Genomic DNA, 15,407 nt, shown 5'->3' with positions numbered 1-15,407 from the left:
GCTCCTGCAAGTCGTTGTACTCAACGGCAGATTGCTCGACCCCATAAACGGAAAATATGCGGGCGTGCCCATGATTACCCTGAAACTCAACGGTCAAGATCACCCACTGGATGTCACCGAGGACATGCCGCTGCTCTGGGCTATCCGCGACGTGGCGGGCTACAACGGCACCAAGTTCGGTTGCGGCATGGGCCTGTGCGGCGCATGCACCATCCATATCGACGGCTCCCCGGCGCGCAGTTGCATCACGCCGATTGGCTCGGTGGTCGGGCAGAATGTCAGCACCATCGACAACCTGCACAGCGACCCGGTCGGCAAAGTCGTGCAGCAGGCCTGGCTGGACAGCGCGGTGGCCCAGTGCGGCTACTGCCAGGGCGGGCAGATCATGTCGGCCACTGCCTTGCTCAAGGTCAACCCCAACCCCAGCGACGAACAGATCGAAGCCGCCATGGTCGGCAACATCTGCCGCTGCGGCACCTACAACCGGATCAAGACGGCGATCCGCCAGGCCTCCACCCACCTGAAGGAGGCCAAGGCATGAGCCAGCTGCCGAATGATTTTGCCTTGAGCAACCTCAGCCGCCGCGGTTTTCTCAAAGGCGTCGGTGCCACCGGCGCACTGGTGCTGGCGGCCAGCTGGGGCTGGCAGGACGCCTTCGCCGAAGAGAAGAAGTTCGGTGCCGACGGCATGCCCAACGGCTGGGTCGATGACCCCAAGGTGTACGTGAGTATCGCCGCCGACGGCAGCGTGACCGTGCTCTGCAACCGTTCGGAAATGGGCCAGGGCGTGCGTACCAGCCTGAGCATGGTGGTCGCTGACGAACTGGAGGCCGATTGGGCGCTGGTGAAGGTCAAGCAGGCGCCGGGCGACGAGGCGCTGTTCGGTAACCAGGACACCGACGGTTCGCGCAGCATGCGCCATTGGTACGAGCCGATGCGGCGCTGCGGTGCGGCGGCGCGGACCATGCTCGAGCAGGCAGCGGCCGAACAATGGAAAGTCCCGCTGGCTGAGTGCCGGGCACAGTTGCATAAAGTGGTCCACCAGCCGAGCGGCCGTGAACTGGGCTACGGCGCCCTGGCCGCCGCGGCGAGCGCCCTGGCGGTGCCGGCGCGCGACAGCCTGCGCCTGAAGCAGCCGGGCGAATTCCGTTACATCGGCAAGGAGGGCACCCGCGCCATCGACGGTGCGGACATCGTCAATGGCCAGGCGGTCTACGGCGCCGACGTGCATTTCGACGGCATGCTCTTCGCGACGGTTGCGCGCCCACGGGTCTATGGCGGCAAGGTCAAATCCTTCGATGGCAGCGCGGCGCTGAAGGTGCCGGGCGTGATCAAGGTGGTGCCGATCGAAAGTCGCCCGCTGCCTTCCGAGTTTCAGTCGCTGGGCGGCGTGGCGGTGATCGCCAGCAATACCTGGGCGGCGATCAAGGGCCGCGATGTGTTGAAGATCGAGTGGGACGATGGCGTCAACGCCGGCTACGACTCGATTGCCTACCGCAAGGAACTGGAAGCCGCGGCGCTCAAGCCCGGCAAGGTAGTACGCAGCACCGGCAATATCGACGACGCCATGGGCAGCGCCGACAGCAGCCTGGAGGCCTCCTACTACCTGCCGCACCTGGCGCAGGCGCCGATGGAACCGATGGTCGCCGTGGCGCGCTTCAAGGACGGCCAGTGCGAAGCCTGGGCTCCGAGCCAGGCGCCACAGGTGACCCGCGAACGTATTGCCGAGCGTCTGGGTATTCCCTTCGACAAGGTGACGGTCAACATCACCTTGCTCGGCGGTGGCTTCGGGCGTAAATCCAAGCCCGACTTCATCCTCGAGGCGGCGATTCTCGCCAAGGAAGTGCCGGGCAAGGCGGTACGGGTGCAATGGACCCGCGAAGACGACATTCACAATTCCTACTTCCACACCGTGTCGGCGGAATACCTCAAGGCCAGCCTGAACAAGGACGGCATGCCGTCCGGCTGGCTGCACCGCACCGTGGCGCCGAGCATCACCGCGCTGTTCGCCCCGGGCATGAACCATGAGGCCGCCTTCGAGCTGGGCATGGGCTTCACCAACCTGGCCTATGCGATTCCCAACGTGCGCCTGGAAAACCCCGAGGCCGCTGCGCATACCCGGGTTGGCTGGTATCGCTCGGTGTCGAACATCCCGCACGGTTTCGCCATCCAGAGCTTTGTCGACGAACTGGCCCATAAGGCGGGCCAGGACCCGTTGAAGTACCAGCTCAAACTGCTCGGGCCGGATCGCCGGATCGATCCGCGGACCTTGAGCGAAGAGTGGAACTACGGTGAGTCGCCGGAGCGTTACCCGATCGACACCGCCCGTATGCGTGGCGTGCTGGAGACGGCGGCCAAGGCGGCGGGCTGGGGCCGCAGCCTGCCCAAGGGCCGCGGCCTGGGGCTGGCGGTGCACTACAGCTTCGTCACCTATGTGGCGGCGGTGATCGAGGTCGAGGTCAAGGATGATGGCACCTTGATCGTGCACAAGGCCGATATCGCCGTGGACTGCGGTCCGCAGATCAATCCCGAGCGTATCCGCTCGCAGTTCGAGGGCGCCTGTGTGATGGGCCTGGGCAATGCGGTGGTGGGCGAGATCAGCTTCAAGGACGGCAAGGTCCAGCAAGACAACTTCCATATGTATGAAGTGGCGCGCATGTCCCTGGCACCGAAGGAAGTGGCCGTGCATCTGGTGACGCCACCAGGCGATGTGCCGTTGGGTGGTGTCGGTGAGCCGGGCGTGCCGCCGATCGCGCCGGCCCTGTGTAACGCGATCTTTGCCGCCACCGGCAAGCGCATTCGCAACCTGCCAGTGCGTTACCAGCTGCAGGGCTGGCAACAGGCGGGCAAGGCTTGATGGACAGCGTCGACCTGAATGTCCTGCGCAGCGTGCTGGAATGGCGCCGCGCGGGTCAGCGCGTGACCTTGTACAGCGTGGTCCAGACCTGGGGTAGCGCGCCGCGGCCACCGGGCGCGATGCTGGCCTTGCGCGAAGACGGCATGGTGATCGGCTCGGTCTCGGGCGGTTGCATCGAGGACGACCTGATCGCCCGTTTGCACGATGGACGCCTGCCTCTGGACGGGCCGCCGGTGCAACTGGTGACTTATGGCGTGACCCGCGAGGAGGCCGCGCGTTTTGGCCTGCCGTGCGGCGGCACCTTGCGCCTGACCGAGGAGCGGGTTGGCGATCCGGGCTGGGTCGCGGAACTGCTGGCTCGTTGCGAGGCGCATGAAATCGTCGCCCGGGAGTTGAACCTGAGCAGCGGTGAAGTGTTGCTAAAGCCGGCCAGCAAGATCGACGTGCTGAGCTTCGATGACACCACCTTGCGGGCGATCTATGGCCCGCGCTGGCGGCTGTTGCTGATCGGCGCCGGGCAGTTGTCGCGGTATGTGGCGGAAATGGCGCGGCTGCTGGACTTCGAAGTACTGATCTGCGATCCGCGCAAGGAGTTTGTCTACGGTTGGGAAGAGCAGCACGGGCGTTTTGTGCCGGGAATGCCGGACGATGCGGTGCTGAATATCGAGACCGACGAGCGTACGGCCATTGTCGCGCTGACCCATGACCCCCGGCTGGATGACATGGCGCTGTTGACCGCGCTCAATTCCCGGGCGTTTTACGTCGGGGCGCTGGGCTCTCGGGTCAATAGTCAGAAGCGTCGGGAGAATCTGGCCCAGCTGGGGCTGGAGCCGCAGGCCATCGAACGCTTGCACGGGCCCATCGGCCTGCATATCGGCAGCCATACACCGGCGGAGATTGCCCTGTCGGTGATGTCGGAGATCGTCGCCACCAAGAACGGCATCGACCTGTTGCAGAAAAAGCCGCCCCAAGTGGCTGCGCAGGTGAGCGCGTGAGCGAGTCGCTGTGCGCGGTCATCCTGGCCGCAGGGCAGGGCAGCCGTTATCGGCAGGCGGCGGGGGGCGGGCAAGACAAGTTGCTGGCTCCATGCCTGGGACGAGACGCGGTGATCAGGCCGGTAGTCGAGCAGGTCCTGAGGAGCTTGCCCGCACTGCTGGCCCGTAGAGTCCTGGTGACAACGCCGGACCGTACCGAGGTGATTGCCTTGGCTGAAGCCTATGGCTGCCAGGTGGTGCTTCTGGATTCGCCGGGCATGGGCGACAGCCTCGCGGCCGCCGTCGCAGCCTGCGCCGATGCCAGTGGCTGGCTGGTGGTGCTGGGGGACATGCCCTTTATCCTGCCGTCGAGTATCGAGAGCGTGGTGCGGGAACTGAGCGAGCAAATGGTCCGGGTGCCTGTTTATAAGGGGGCCTATGGTCACCCGGTGGCTTTTGGCGCGGCCTTTGGTCAGGCGTTGCAGAGCCTGACCGGGGATCGAGGAGCCAGGCCGCTGTTTGCCGTGGGGCAGGTCGTCGAGGTGGAACTGGCGGATGCAGGCGTGTTGTGGGATGTGGATACGCCGCAGGCGTTGGTTTTTACCGGTTGAGATCGCTGGGCTCGCTTTCGCGGCGAAGATGTTGATCGAAGAATTGCAGGCATAAAAAAGCCCCGCCTGGGTGACCAGGCGGGGCTTTTTATCGGGCTAGGAATCAGACGAGGGGTTTAGGCTCGTGCTCTTCTTCCTGGGCCTTGGGCTTGTGCTCTACCACTTCTTCGACGGAGCGCGGGGCTTCGTCGGCGGCAGGGGCAGGTTGCTCGATGACCGGTTCGGCAGCAGGAGCTGCCTCGACCGCCTCGGCAACCACCGGCGCAGGCTCGGCGGCCACTACGGCTTCTGCCGGAGCTTCAGCGGCAGCAGCGGCAGCCAGTTCGGCTTCCTTCTGCAGACGCTCGGCTTCGCGCTTGCGACGACGCACTTCACGTGGGTCGTTTGGCGCGCGACCGGTGCTGGTCAGGGCGCTGACCGGAGCGGCCTCGACAACCGGTGCAGCCACTTCGGCGGCAGGTGCCTCAACCGGCGCTGCCGGTGCGGCAGCCACAGGCTCGGCAACTACAGGTTCAGCAGCCACGACTGCTTCAGCCACAACTTCTGCGACTGGTGCAGGCGCTTCGGCAACGATCGCCTCGGCGGCACGCTCGAAGGCACGAGGCGCTTCCTGGGCTGGCTCTGCCGCTGGTGCTTCGGCGACTGGCGCTTCGACCACTGGCTCGGCAACGACTGCAGGTTGTTCTGCAAAAATTGCAGGTTGCACAGCCTGTTCTTCGTGCTGTTCTTCACGAACCTGGGCGACTTCAACAGCAGGTGCTGCTGGAATCTCTACCGCAGTGGTGGCCTCGACGACCGGTGCTTCGACGGTCGGTGCGGCTTCCTGGACGGCAGCAGTGGCACGTTCGGCCTGCTCGTGAGCCTGGGCTTCGGCCGGGGCGCTGATCACGGTGCTGGCAACGGCAGCGGTTACCGCCAGGCCTGCGGCCAGATCGGCGCTGCTTGGCTCTTCGCTGTTTTCTTCCGAACCTTCGATCACATTGCCGTTGGCGTCACGCTGACGCTCACGACGGTTGCTGCGACGACGCTGGCCACGGGAGCGGCGGCGTGGACGATCGCCCTCGGCGTTCTCCTGACCGTCTTCCTGCAGTTGCTCTTCGTTCGGCAGCAGCTCTTCTTCAGCTACGGCAGCGGCCTGTTCGGCGCGAGGTTGGCGTTCTTCACGCGGTGGACGCGGTTGACGCTCTTCGCGTGGCTGACGAGCCGGACGCTCTTCGGCGGCAGCGGCAGGAGCAGCGTCCAGCGGTTCGCGCAGTTCACGCACGCGCTCTTCGCGCTCGCCGCGTGGCTTGCGGTCCTCACGTGGTGGGCGTGGTTGACGCTCTTCACGTGGCGGACGTGGCGCGCGCTCTTCGCGAGCGGTGGCCTGGACTTCCTCGCGAGCCTCGCGGACTTCGCGTGGCTGACGCTCTTCGCGGGCTTCGCGCGGTGCGCGCTCTTCACGAGGGGCGCGTTCTTCGCGTGGCTTGCGCTCTTCGTCGCGGCGACCGTTGCGATTGCGGCTCTGCTGACGACCGTTGCGGCGTTCTTCGTTGCGTGCAGGACGCTCGGTGGCCGGTTTTTCAACCACGACCGGAGCGGCTGGCTCTTCCTTGGTGGCGAACAGGCTGACCAGGGATTTCACCAGGCCCTTGAACAGGCTTGGCTCGGCAACGGCGGCCGGAGCGGCAACCGGGGCGGCGGCCACTTCGGTTGGGACCGGTGCGTTGGCGCGGGCTGGAGCGGTCTTGACGGCGGCTTCCTGGCGAACCAGGGTGCGGGTCGCGGCGGCTGGCTGGACTTCTTCGGCTTCGGCAGCGGCAGCGGCGATTTCGTAGCTGGACTGGTTGATGCCGGCTTCCGGGCTGTCATCACGCAGACGCTGGACTTCGAAGTGCGGCGTTTCGAGATGGTCGTTCGGCAGAATGACGATACGAGCACGGGTGCGCAGTTCGATCTTGGTGATCGAATTACGTTTTTCGTTGAGCAGGAAGGCAGCAACCGGAATCGGCACTTGGGCGCGAACTTCGGCGGTGCGGTCTTTCAGGGCTTCTTCTTCGATCAGGCGCAGGATCGCCAGCGACAGCGATTCGACGTCGCGGATGATGCCGGTGCCGTTGCAGCGTGGGCAGACGATGCCGCTGCTTTCACCGAGGGATGGACGCAGGCGCTGGCGGGACATTTCCAGCAGGCCGAAGCGCGAGATGCGACCGACCTGGACGCGAGCGCGGTCGGCTTCCAGGCATTCGCGGACTTTCTCTTCCACGGCGCGCTGGTTCTTGGCCGGCGTCATGTCGATGAAGTCGATGACGATCAGGCCGCCGATGTCACGCAGGCGCAACTGGCGAGCGATTTCTTCCGCTGCTTCCAGGTTGGTCTGCAGGGCGGTTTCTTCGATGTCGCTGCCTTTGGTGGCGCGCGCCGAGTTGATGTCGATGGACACCAGGGCTTCGGTCGGATCGATAACGATGGAGCCGCCGGAAGGCAGTTCGACGACGCGCTGGAAGGCGGTTTCGATCTGGCTTTCGATCTGGAAACGGTTGAACAGCGGAACGCTGTCTTCATACAGCTTGATCTTGCTGGCGTACTGCGGCATCACCTGGCGGATGAAGGTCAGGGCTTCGTCCTGGGCTTCAACGCTGTCGATCAGCACTTCGCCGATGTCCTGGCGCAGGTAGTCGCGGATGGCGCGGATGATCACGTTGCTTTCCTGGTAGATCAGGAAAGGCGCTGCGCGGTCCAGCGAGGCTTCTTTGATGGCGGTCCAGAGTTGCAGCAGGTAGTCGAGGTCCCACTGCATTTCTTCGCTGCTACGGCCCAGGCCGGCAGTGCGAACGATCAGACCCATGTCGGCAGGGGCGACCAGGCCGTTCAAGGCTTCGCGCAGTTCGTTGCGCTCTTCGCCTTCGATGCGACGGGAGATGCCACCGGCACGCGGGTTGTTCGGCATCAGCACCAGGTAACGACCGGCCAGGCTGATGAAGGTGGTCAGGGCTGCGCCCTTGTTGCCACGTTCTTCTTTTTCGACCTGAACGATGACTTCCTGGCCTTCGCTCAGGACGTCCTTGATATTGACGCGGCCTTCGGGAGCTTTCTTGAAGTATTCGCGGGAGATTTCTTTGAGGGGCAGGAAACCGTGGCGCTCAGAGCCGAAATCGACAAAGGCAGCCTCGAGGCTTGGTTCGATGCGAGTGATACGGCCTTTATAGATGTTGGCCTTCTTCTGCTCGCGTGCACCGGATTCGATGTCCAGGTCGTAGAGGCGTTGGCCATCTACCAGTGCAACACGCAACTCTTCGGGTTGAGTTGCGTTAATCAGCATTCTTTTCATGTAGTACCGTCGGTTTCCGGGCTGCCGGAAACGGCGTTCGGCACACACGACTTCTCACGGTCGGTGTCAGGTGCGTCAGGAGCGGTTGGCCGCTCCAGTGTCTAGCGAAATCCGGCCAGTTGGGGCGAACTCGCGACTCACGCGTCCTGCTTGCTGGGGTGACAAAAGGCACCTCTTAAGCAAAAGCTCAATCAGGAGGAGGAATCAACCGGCGACTGTGGACGAGATGAAGCGTCTTGATAAAGCCTAATGCTACACAGTCCGACGGTTGTGCATCTCCACCCTACACGTATCCCTGATAATTCGGGTGCTGCCGCGCGCAGAATCCGCAGCGGGTTGGCATTTACCGTGAGCTCCGAAAGGGGAGCTCACGCATCATGGCTAATTTAGGCGGTGTTTCCGAAGCGCTCGCTCGGGTTCGTTCGTAGCTGACTGCACTTTGTGAACTGGCCGTGAATATTTGCTCGAAAGGCGAGTGGAAACTCTGCTTTTCGGCGTGCTTCAGGCCTCATGTCACCTGCGCTTGTTACAACTGCAAAACTCCACCGTTCGTAGCGAAAGCCCCGTAGGACGGCCTCGCATCCTGGTGAATTGCGTTGGTCAGGGCCGGCTGTTGGCCGTTGGTCCGCTGTCCAGGCCGCTTTTGGCGGCGTTCGCGACTATAGCAGTAATCATTAAGTGCTTCAATTCCATAAAAAATTGTTATCATTTGCGCCATGACGACTACTGCCCCCTCGACCCCAGGCGTTCAACTGCTTGAGGTCTCGCCGGAATATGCCGGCCAACGAATCGACAATTTCCTCCTCGCTCGGCTCAAAGGCGTGCCCAAGACCTTGATTTACCGCATTTTGCGCAAAGGCGAAGTGCGGGTGAACAAGGGCCGGATCAAGCCCGAATACAAGCTGCAGGCGGGCGATATCGTGCGCGTGCCGCCGGTGCGCGTGCCGGAGCGTGACGAGCCCGTGCCCGTGGCGCAGGGTTTGTTGCAGCGCCTGGAGGCTTCGATTGTCTATGAAGACAAAGCCCTGATCGTGATCAACAAGCCCGCCGGCATCGCTGTGCATGGTGGCAGCGGTCTGAATTTCGGGGTGATCGAAGCCTTTCGTCAGTTGCGCCCGGACGCCAAGGAGCTGGAGCTGGTTCACCGTCTCGACCGCGACACTTCCGGCCTGCTGATGATCGCCAAGAAGCGCAGCATGCTGCGTCATTTGCATGAAGCCTTGCGCGGCGATGGTGTCGACAAGCGCTACATGGCGCTGGTGCGCGGCAACTGGGCGACCTCGATCAAGCAGGTCCGTGCGCCGCTGCTCAAGAGCAACCTGCGTTCCGGCGAGCGCATGGTCGAAGTGAACGAAGAGGGCAAGGAGGCCTTGACCGTGTTCAAGGTGCTGCGCCGCTTCGGTGGCTTTGCCACCATGGTCGAAGCCAAGCCGGTGACCGGTCGTACTCACCAGATCCGTGTGCATACCCTGCATGCCGGGCATTGCATTGCCGGCGACAGCAAGTATGGCGATGACGATTTCACCAAGGAAATCCGTGACCTGGGCGGTAAGCGCCTGTTTCTGCATGCCTACATGCTGACCGTGCCGTTGCCCGATGGCGGCGAGCTGAAATTGCAGGCGCCGGTAGATGAAATGTGGGCCAAGACCGTGGAGCGCCTGAGTGCACCCTGATTACAAGCTGCTGATCTTTGATTGGGACGGCACCCTGGCAGACTCCATTGGTCGGATAGTCGAGGCCATGCATGTGGCCTCCGATCGCTCGGGGTTTGCCCGGTGCGACGATTTTGCGGTCAAGGGCATTATCGGTCTGGGATTGCCGGAGGCGATCCGCACACTGTATCCGCACATCAGCGATGCCGAGCTGGTAGATTTTCGCCAGCACTATGCCGATCACTACATCGCTCTCGAGGCCGAGCCTTCTCCGTTGTTCGCCGGGGTGGTGCAGTCTCTCGAAGCTTTCCGGAGCGAGGGATATCATCTGGCGGTAGCGACCGGCAAGGCACGGCGTGGCCTGGATCGGGTGTTGAAGGCGCATGGCTGGGAAGATTATTTCGACATCACTCGCGCTGCTGACGAAACCGCGAGCAAGCCTCATCCGCTGATGCTCGAGCAGATCCTGGCGTATTGCGAGGTGCGCCCCGAGCAGGCGTTGATGGTGGGGGATTCCTCTTTCGACCTGCTGATGGCGCGTAACGCGGGCATGGCATCGGTTGCGGTCGGTTATGGCGCGCAATCGCTGGAAGCCTTGCAGGCTTACGAGCCGCGCCTGTCTATCGATAGTTTTCCTCAATTGCATGCCTGGCTCGGCCAGCGGGGCAATTGAGTCTTTTGGGGTAAAAGCATGAGCGACGAATGGAAAGCGCCGAGTAAATCGGCTGCCGACAGTGCTGACGACAAGAGTTGGAAACTGCTGGAAAAGACCCTGCTGGCCGGTGTGCAAGAGCAGCGGCGTTCGCGGCGTTGGGGGATTTTCTTCAAACTCCTGACCTTTGTTTATCTGCTTGTGGCCCTGGCGCTGTTTACGCCATTGATGGATATGGAAAAAACCGCCACCCGCGGGGCTGGTTACACGGCATTGATCGAGGTGACGGGCGTGATCGCGGACAAGGAGTCGGCGAGCGCCGACAACATCGTGACCGGCTTGCGTGCGGCTTTCGAGGACTCGAAGGTCAAAGGCATTGTGCTGCGTATCAACAGTCCTGGCGGTAGCCCGGTGCAGTCGGGTTATGTCTATGACGAAATCCGTCGCCTGCGTGGCTTGCATCCGGATATCAAGGTGTATGCAGTGATTTCCGACCTGGGAGCTTCCGGCGCCTACTACATTGCCAGTGCCGCCGATCAGATCTATGCCGACAAGGCGAGCCTGGTCGGTTCCATCGGGGTCACGGCGGCCGGTTATGGTTTCGTCGGTACCATGGAGAAGCTGGGTGTGGAGCGTCGTACCTACACCTCGGGTGAGCACAAGTCGTTCCTGGACCCATTCCAGCCGCAGAAGCCCGAGGAAACCCAGTTCTGGCAGGGCGTGCTGGATACCACTCATCGCCAGTTCATCGCCAGCGTCAAGCAGGGGCGTGGCGAGCGTCTCAAGGACAAGGATCATCCGGAGCTGTTCTCTGGTCTGGTCTGGTCCGGCGAGCAGGCACTGCAACTGGGCTTGATCGATGGGTTGGGGAGTGCCAGCTCGGTTGCCCGGGATGTGGTCGGCGAGAAGGAGTTGGTGGATTTCACCGTGCAGGAGTCGCCTTTCGATCGCTTCTCGAAAAAGCTGGGCGCCAGTGTTGCCGAGCATCTGGCCATGTGGATGGGCTTTCAGGGGCCGACACTGCGTTGATTGCGCTGTTTTAAAAAAGAGCCGGCCCTATGGGCCGGCTTTTTTAGTGTGGGTGGTCAGGGGATTTCCACGCTTTCGGCGAGCAGCATGTCTACCAGGCGGATCAGCGGCAGGCCGATCAGGCTGCTGGCGTCGCTGCCCTCGGTGCTGCGGAACAGGCTGATGCCCAGGCCCTCGGCCTTGAAGCTGCCGGCACAGTCATAAGGTTGTTCGGCGTGCAGGTAGCGTTCGATGCGGGCAGGGCTCAGCTCGCGCATATGTACGGTGAAGGGTACGCAGTCGACCTGGCAGTGGCCGCTCTTGCTGTTGAGCAGGGCCAGGCCGGTGAGAAAGGTCACGCTGGCGCCGCTGGCGGCGAGCAATTGCTCGCGCGCCTTTTCGAAAGTGTGGGGCTTGCCGATGATGCGCTCGCCGAGCACCGCGACCTGGTCCGAGCCAATGATCAAGTGTCCTGGGTGGGTGGCGGCCAGCGCTCGGGCTTTCTCTTCGGCGAGGCGCTTGACCAGGTCGCTGGCGGATTCGCCGGGGCGATGGCTTTCGTCGATATCCGGTGAGTTGCAGGTGAATGGCAGGCGCAGGCGGGTGAGCAATTCGCGCCGGTAGGCCGAGCTTGAGGCAAGTAATAAAGGCAGCATGCGCATCTCCTGAGGCTGGCCGCGAATTCTAGCGGGGCTTGCAAGTGACGGACAGGGCTGAATTTCCTTTGACATGGCCGGGGGCATCCCTATAATGCTGCGCCTATGTTGAATGACCCGATTCCACCTCACGTTGACCCGCGCAAATTGGCTGACCGTGGCACCACCCTTCAAGGTGAACTGCTGCTGGCCGATTTGAAGAGACTCTGCGACCCGCTTTCCGACGATGTCGGTACGGTGCAGGCTAAATTCGTTTTTGAACGAGATGAACGTAAATCTGTGGTGATCCACAGCTTTATCGACACTGAAGTCAAAATGGTTTGCCAGCGTTGTCTTGAGCTGGTCACCCTGCCGATCCACAGCGAATGCAGTTACGCTGTGGTGAAGGAGGGTGCGAATACCCAGTCGTTGCCGAAAGGTTATGACGTGCTGGAACTGGGCGAAGATCCTTTGGATCTGCAGGCTTTGATCGAGGAGGAGCTTTTGCTCGCCTTGCCCATCGTGCCTGCTCATCATCCGGAAGAATGCCAGCAGCCGGCGGGTCTCGATGAGCCCGAACCGAGCGAGGACGAGGTAACGCGGTCCAACCCGTTCAGTGTATTGGCGCAGTTAAAGCGTGACCCAAACGTTTAGGAGTTAATCAATTATGGCTGTTCAGCAGAACAAAAAATCCCGCTCTGCCCGTGACATGCGTCGTTCGCACGACGCTCTCGAGGCTAGCACCCTGTCCGTAGAAAAGACCACTGGTGAAGTTCACCTGCGTCACCACGTATCGCCAGAAGGCGTATACCGTGGTCGTAAAGTGATCGACAAGGGCGCTGACGAGTAATCCTTGTCCGCTCAAGTCATCGCGATTGACGCAATGGGCGGGGACTTCGGTCCCCGCAGCATTGTTCAGGCCAGCCTTGCTTGCCTGTCTGCCACCCCCTCGCTGCACCTGGCCCTTGTCGGCCAACCTTTCCTTCTAGAAGAACTGATTTCCGGTCATTCGGCTGTGGATCGCGCGCGCCTGACGGTTGTGCCCGCCGCAGAAGTCATTGGCATGGATGAAAAGCCTTCCCAGGCTCTGCGTGGCAAGCCGGACTCCTCCATGCGGGTGGCGTTAGAGCTGCTGCGTGATGGCAAGGCTCAGGCCTGTGTCAGTGCCGGCAATACCGGCGCGCTGATGGCGTTGTCGCGTTATGTGTTGAAAACCCTTCCGGGCATCGATCGTCCGGCGATGGTGGCAGCCATCCCAACCCAGCGCGGCTATTGCCAGCTGCTGGATCTGGGGGCAAACGTCGATTGCAGCGCCGAGCATCTGTTCCAGTTTGCGGTCATGGGGTCGGTGGCAGCCGAGACGCTGGGGGTCGTTCGTCCGCGAGTGGCGTTGCTCAATATCGGTACTGAAGACATCAAGGGCAATCAGCAGGTCAAGCTGGCAGCTAGCCTGCTGCAGAATGCCCGGGGTCTGAATTACATCGGTTTTGTCGAGGGCGACGGGTTGTATCGCGGCGAGGCGGACGTGGTGGTGTGCGACGGTTTTGTCGGCAACATCCTGCTCAAGTCCAGCGAGGGGCTGGCGACCATGATTGCCGCGCGCATCGAATCCCTGTTCAAGCAAAACGCGGTTTCCCGTGTGGTCGGCGCCCTGGCATTGCCGCTGATGCGGCGCCTGCAGGCTGATCTGGCGCCGGCGCGGCATAATGGTGCGAGCTTTCTCGGCTTGCAGGGAATAGTCGTGAAAAGCCACGGTTCGGCAGGGGTTCAGGGCTTCCAGAGTGCGATTCAACGGGCGTTGATCGAGATCCAGGAAAACCTCCCTGAGCGCCTGCATGGGCGGCTCGAAGATATGTTGCTTTAGGCGTTTGCACTCGGAAATGCTTAAATGTGACCGCTCAGTTCAATTTGCCATCCAACTCTCAGTTTCTTGCGTCCACCACGGTGCGGCGTCAATTCTCCGACGACAAGATCATTAGGGGCTTGTTACATGTCTGCATCCCTTGCATTCGTCTTTCCAGGACAGGGCTCGCAGTCCCTCGGCATGTTGGCCGAGTTGGGCGCGCAGTACCCGTTGATCCTCGAAACCTTCAAAGAAGCTTCCGATGCTCTGGGCTACGATCTCTGGGCCTTGACCCAAGAGGGTCCCGAAGAGCTGCTCAATCAAACCGACAAAACCCAGCCGGCCATTCTGACCGCCTCTATCGCCCTGTGGCGTCTGTGGCTGGCGGAGGGCGGGGCGCGCCCGGCATTCGTTGCCGGCCATAGCCTGGGTGAATACAGCGCTCTGGTTGCCGCTGGCAGCCTGACTCTGGGCGAAGCCGTGAAGCTGGTAGAGCGTCGCGGCCAGTTGATGCAAGAAGCCGTTCCTGCAGGGCAGGGCGGCATGGCGGCGATTCTCGGCCTGGAAGATGCCGATGTGCTGGCCGCTTGTGCCGAAGCCGCACAAGGCGAAGTGGTCAGCGCGGTCAATTTCAACTCCCCGGGCCAGGTGGTGATCGCCGGCGCCAAGGCCGCTGTCGAGCGCGCCATCGAGGGTTGCAAGGCACGTGGCGCCAAGCGCGCCATGCCATTGCCCGTCAGCGTGCCATCACACTGCGAGCTGATGCGTCCGGCTGCCGAGCGTTTCGCCGAGTCGATTGCCGCCATTAACTGGCAGGCGCCACAGATTCCGTTGGTACAGAATGTCAGCGCCGATGTGGCGCCGGATCTCGAAACCCTCAAGCGCGACCTGCTGGAGCAGCTGTACAAGCCGGTGCGTTGGGTGGAGTCGGTGCAGACCCTGGCCGCCAAGGGCGCTACCCAGCTGGTCGAGTGCGGTCCGGGCAAGGTCCTGGCGGGTCTCAACAAGCGCTGCGCCGAAGGCGTATCGACCTCTAACCTGAACACCCCAGATGCCTTCGCTGCCGCTCGCGCAGCGTTGGTCTGAATTAGGAGAAGCCTGCATGAGTCTGCAAGGTAAAGTTGCATTGGTTACCGGCGCCAGCCGCGGTATTGGCCAGGCCATCGCGCTTGAGCTGGGTCGCCTGGGCGCGATCGTTGTGGGTACCGCAACCTCCGCTTCGGGCGCCGAGGCTATTGCTGCCACGTTGAAGGAAAACGGCATTCAAGGCACTGGCCTTGAACTCAATGTCACCAGCGACGAGTCCGTTGCTGCCGTGCTGGCCAGTATTCAGGAGCAGTTCGGCGCGCCGGCGATCCTGGTGAACAACGCCGGTATTACCCGTGACAACCTGATGATGCGCATGAAAGACGACGAGTGGTACGACGTGATCGATACCAACCTGAACAGTCTCTATCGCCTGTCCAAGGGCGTTCTGCGCGGCATGACCAAGGCTCGCTGGGGTCGAATCATCAGTATTGGTTCGGTGGTGGGTGCCATGGGCAACGCTGGCCAAGTAAACTACGCCACCGCCAAGGCGGGCCTGGAAGGTTTCAGTCGTGCTCTGGCGCGTGAGGTTGGCTCGCGGTCGGTTACCGTGAACTCGGTGACTCCGGGTTTTATCGATACCGACATGACCCGCGACTTGCCTGAAGCGCAGCGTGAAGCGCTGCAAACACAAATTCCGCTGGGTCGTCTGGGGCAGGCTCAAGAGATCGCGCAAGTGGTCGCTTTTCTTGCATCCGACGGTGCGGCATACGTGACCGGGGCTACAATCCCGGTGAACGGCGGGATGTACATGTGAGTTAAATGTGACGGATTGCTTCA

14 protein-coding genes are annotated in these 15,407 nt (G+C 62.2%); 12 read left to right on the top strand and 2 right to left on the bottom strand.

What is annotated here, in order from left to right; genetic code table 11:
• The first annotated feature begins 70 nt into the window (after positions 1-70).
• From AC07Y9_RS01950 to AC07Y9_RS01935, 4 genes are read left to right on the top strand one after another with little or no spacing between them, the layout of a single operon-like run.
• Positions 71-541: a (2Fe-2S)-binding protein gene (locus tag AC07Y9_RS01950; protein WP_007931672.1), complete on the top strand. Its 471-nt coding sequence runs from the start codon at positions 71-73 to the stop codon at positions 539-541.
• Positions 538-2,856, top strand: coding sequence for a xanthine dehydrogenase family protein molybdopterin-binding subunit (locus AC07Y9_RS01945; protein WP_102678416.1), 2,319 nt, complete (start codon positions 538-540; stop codon positions 2,854-2,856). Before AC07Y9_RS01950 ends, AC07Y9_RS01945 begins: the two co-directional genes overlap by 4 nt.
• Positions 2,856-3,851 (top strand): XdhC family protein, encoded by a 996-nt coding sequence (locus AC07Y9_RS01940; RefSeq protein ID WP_102678415.1) that lies wholly within the window; start codon positions 2,856-2,858, stop codon positions 3,849-3,851. The genes AC07Y9_RS01945 and AC07Y9_RS01940 overlap by 1 nt, the downstream gene beginning before the upstream one ends.
• Positions 3,848-4,441 (top strand): nucleotidyltransferase family protein, encoded by a 594-nt coding sequence (locus tag AC07Y9_RS01935; protein WP_102678414.1) that lies wholly within the window; start codon positions 3,848-3,850, stop codon positions 4,439-4,441. Before AC07Y9_RS01940 ends, AC07Y9_RS01935 begins: the two co-directional genes overlap by 4 nt.
• 103 nt (positions 4,442-4,544) lie before the next feature.
• Here AC07Y9_RS01935 and rne read toward each other — a convergent pair whose 3' ends face one another.
• Positions 4,545-7,751, bottom strand: coding sequence for a ribonuclease E (rne, locus tag AC07Y9_RS01930; RefSeq protein ID WP_102678413.1), 3,207 nt, complete (start codon positions 7,749-7,751; stop codon positions 4,545-4,547).
• 716 nt (positions 7,752-8,467) lie between these two features.
• Between rne and rluC the strand changes: the two genes are divergently transcribed.
• From rluC to sppA, 3 genes are read left to right on the top strand one after another with little or no spacing between them, the layout of a single operon-like run.
• On the top strand, positions 8,468-9,424 hold the full coding sequence (gene rluC, locus AC07Y9_RS01925; protein ID WP_102678412.1) for a 23S rRNA pseudouridine(955/2504/2580) synthase RluC: 957 nt from the start codon (positions 8,468-8,470) through the stop codon (positions 9,422-9,424).
• Positions 9,414-10,076 (top strand): HAD-IA family hydrolase, encoded by a 663-nt coding sequence (locus AC07Y9_RS01920; RefSeq protein WP_102678411.1) that lies wholly within the window; start codon positions 9,414-9,416, stop codon positions 10,074-10,076. The genes rluC and AC07Y9_RS01920 overlap by 11 nt, the downstream gene beginning before the upstream one ends.
• An 18-nt stretch (positions 10,077-10,094) precedes the next feature.
• Entirely contained in the window at positions 10,095-11,084 is a 990-nt protein-coding gene (gene sppA / locus AC07Y9_RS01915; RefSeq protein WP_009042847.1) for a signal peptide peptidase SppA, read from the top strand.
• A gap of 56 nt (positions 11,085-11,140) precedes the next feature.
• Here sppA and AC07Y9_RS01910 read toward each other — a convergent pair whose 3' ends face one another.
• On the bottom strand, positions 11,141-11,719 hold the full coding sequence (locus AC07Y9_RS01910; RefSeq protein ID WP_102678410.1) for a Maf family protein: 579 nt from the start codon (positions 11,717-11,719) through the stop codon (positions 11,141-11,143).
• A gap of 105 nt (positions 11,720-11,824) precedes the next feature.
• Between AC07Y9_RS01910 and AC07Y9_RS01905 the strand changes: the two genes are divergently transcribed.
• From AC07Y9_RS01905 to fabG, 5 genes are all read left to right on the top strand, one after another.
• Entirely contained in the window at positions 11,825-12,352 is a 528-nt protein-coding gene (locus tag AC07Y9_RS01905; protein WP_007928051.1) for a YceD family protein, read from the top strand.
• A gap of 13 nt (positions 12,353-12,365) precedes the next feature.
• Complete coding sequence (rpmF, locus tag AC07Y9_RS01900; protein ID WP_003179396.1) at positions 12,366-12,548, top strand: 50S ribosomal protein L32; 183 nt, start codon at positions 12,366-12,368, stop codon at positions 12,546-12,548.
• Positions 12,549-12,551: 3 nt separating this feature from the next.
• Positions 12,552-13,562 (top strand): phosphate acyltransferase PlsX, encoded by a 1,011-nt coding sequence (gene plsX / locus AC07Y9_RS01895; protein WP_102678409.1) that lies wholly within the window; start codon positions 12,552-12,554, stop codon positions 13,560-13,562.
• A 126-nt stretch (positions 13,563-13,688) separates the two neighbouring features.
• Positions 13,689-14,627 (top strand): ACP S-malonyltransferase, encoded by a 939-nt coding sequence (gene fabD, locus AC07Y9_RS01890; RefSeq protein ID WP_009047834.1) that lies wholly within the window; start codon positions 13,689-13,691, stop codon positions 14,625-14,627.
• A 16-nt stretch (positions 14,628-14,643) separates the two neighbouring features.
• On the top strand, positions 14,644-15,384 hold the full coding sequence (gene fabG, locus AC07Y9_RS01885) for a 3-oxoacyl-ACP reductase FabG (RefSeq protein ID WP_053260206.1): 741 nt from the start codon (positions 14,644-14,646) through the stop codon (positions 15,382-15,384).
• Positions 15,385-15,407: the final 23 nt, after the last annotated feature.

This window comes from Pseudomonas sp. GW456-L12 (assembly GCF_059424045.1).
Note: the sequence above shows the minus strand (reverse complement) of the source record. Positions and strands in the feature narration are given on the sequence as shown.

Coding starts and splice junctions, on each gene's coding strand:
- AC07Y9_RS01950 (WP_007931672.1), top strand. CDS start 71: ATGATTACCCTGAAACTCAACGGTCAAGATCACCCACTGGATGTCACC.
- AC07Y9_RS01945 (WP_102678416.1), top strand. CDS start 538: ATGAGCCAGCTGCCGAATGATTTTGCCTTGAGCAACCTCAGCCGCCGC.
- AC07Y9_RS01940 (WP_102678415.1), top strand. CDS start 2,856: ATGGACAGCGTCGACCTGAATGTCCTGCGCAGCGTGCTGGAATGGCGC.
- rne (WP_102678413.1), bottom strand. CDS start 7,751: ATGAAAAGAATGCTGATTAACGCAACTCAACCCGAAGAGTTGCGTGTT.
- rluC (WP_102678412.1), top strand. CDS start 8,468: ATGACGACTACTGCCCCCTCGACCCCAGGCGTTCAACTGCTTGAGGTC.
- sppA (WP_009042847.1), top strand. CDS start 10,095: ATGAGCGACGAATGGAAAGCGCCGAGTAAATCGGCTGCCGACAGTGCT.
- AC07Y9_RS01910 (WP_102678410.1), bottom strand. CDS start 11,719: ATGCTGCCTTTATTACTTGCCTCAAGCTCGGCCTACCGGCGCGAATTG.
- AC07Y9_RS01905 (WP_007928051.1), top strand. CDS start 11,825: ATGTTGAATGACCCGATTCCACCTCACGTTGACCCGCGCAAATTGGCT.
- rpmF (WP_003179396.1), top strand. CDS start 12,366: ATGGCTGTTCAGCAGAACAAAAAATCCCGCTCTGCCCGTGACATGCGT.
- fabD (WP_009047834.1), top strand. CDS start 13,689: ATGTCTGCATCCCTTGCATTCGTCTTTCCAGGACAGGGCTCGCAGTCC.
- fabG (WP_053260206.1), top strand. CDS start 14,644: ATGAGTCTGCAAGGTAAAGTTGCATTGGTTACCGGCGCCAGCCGCGGT.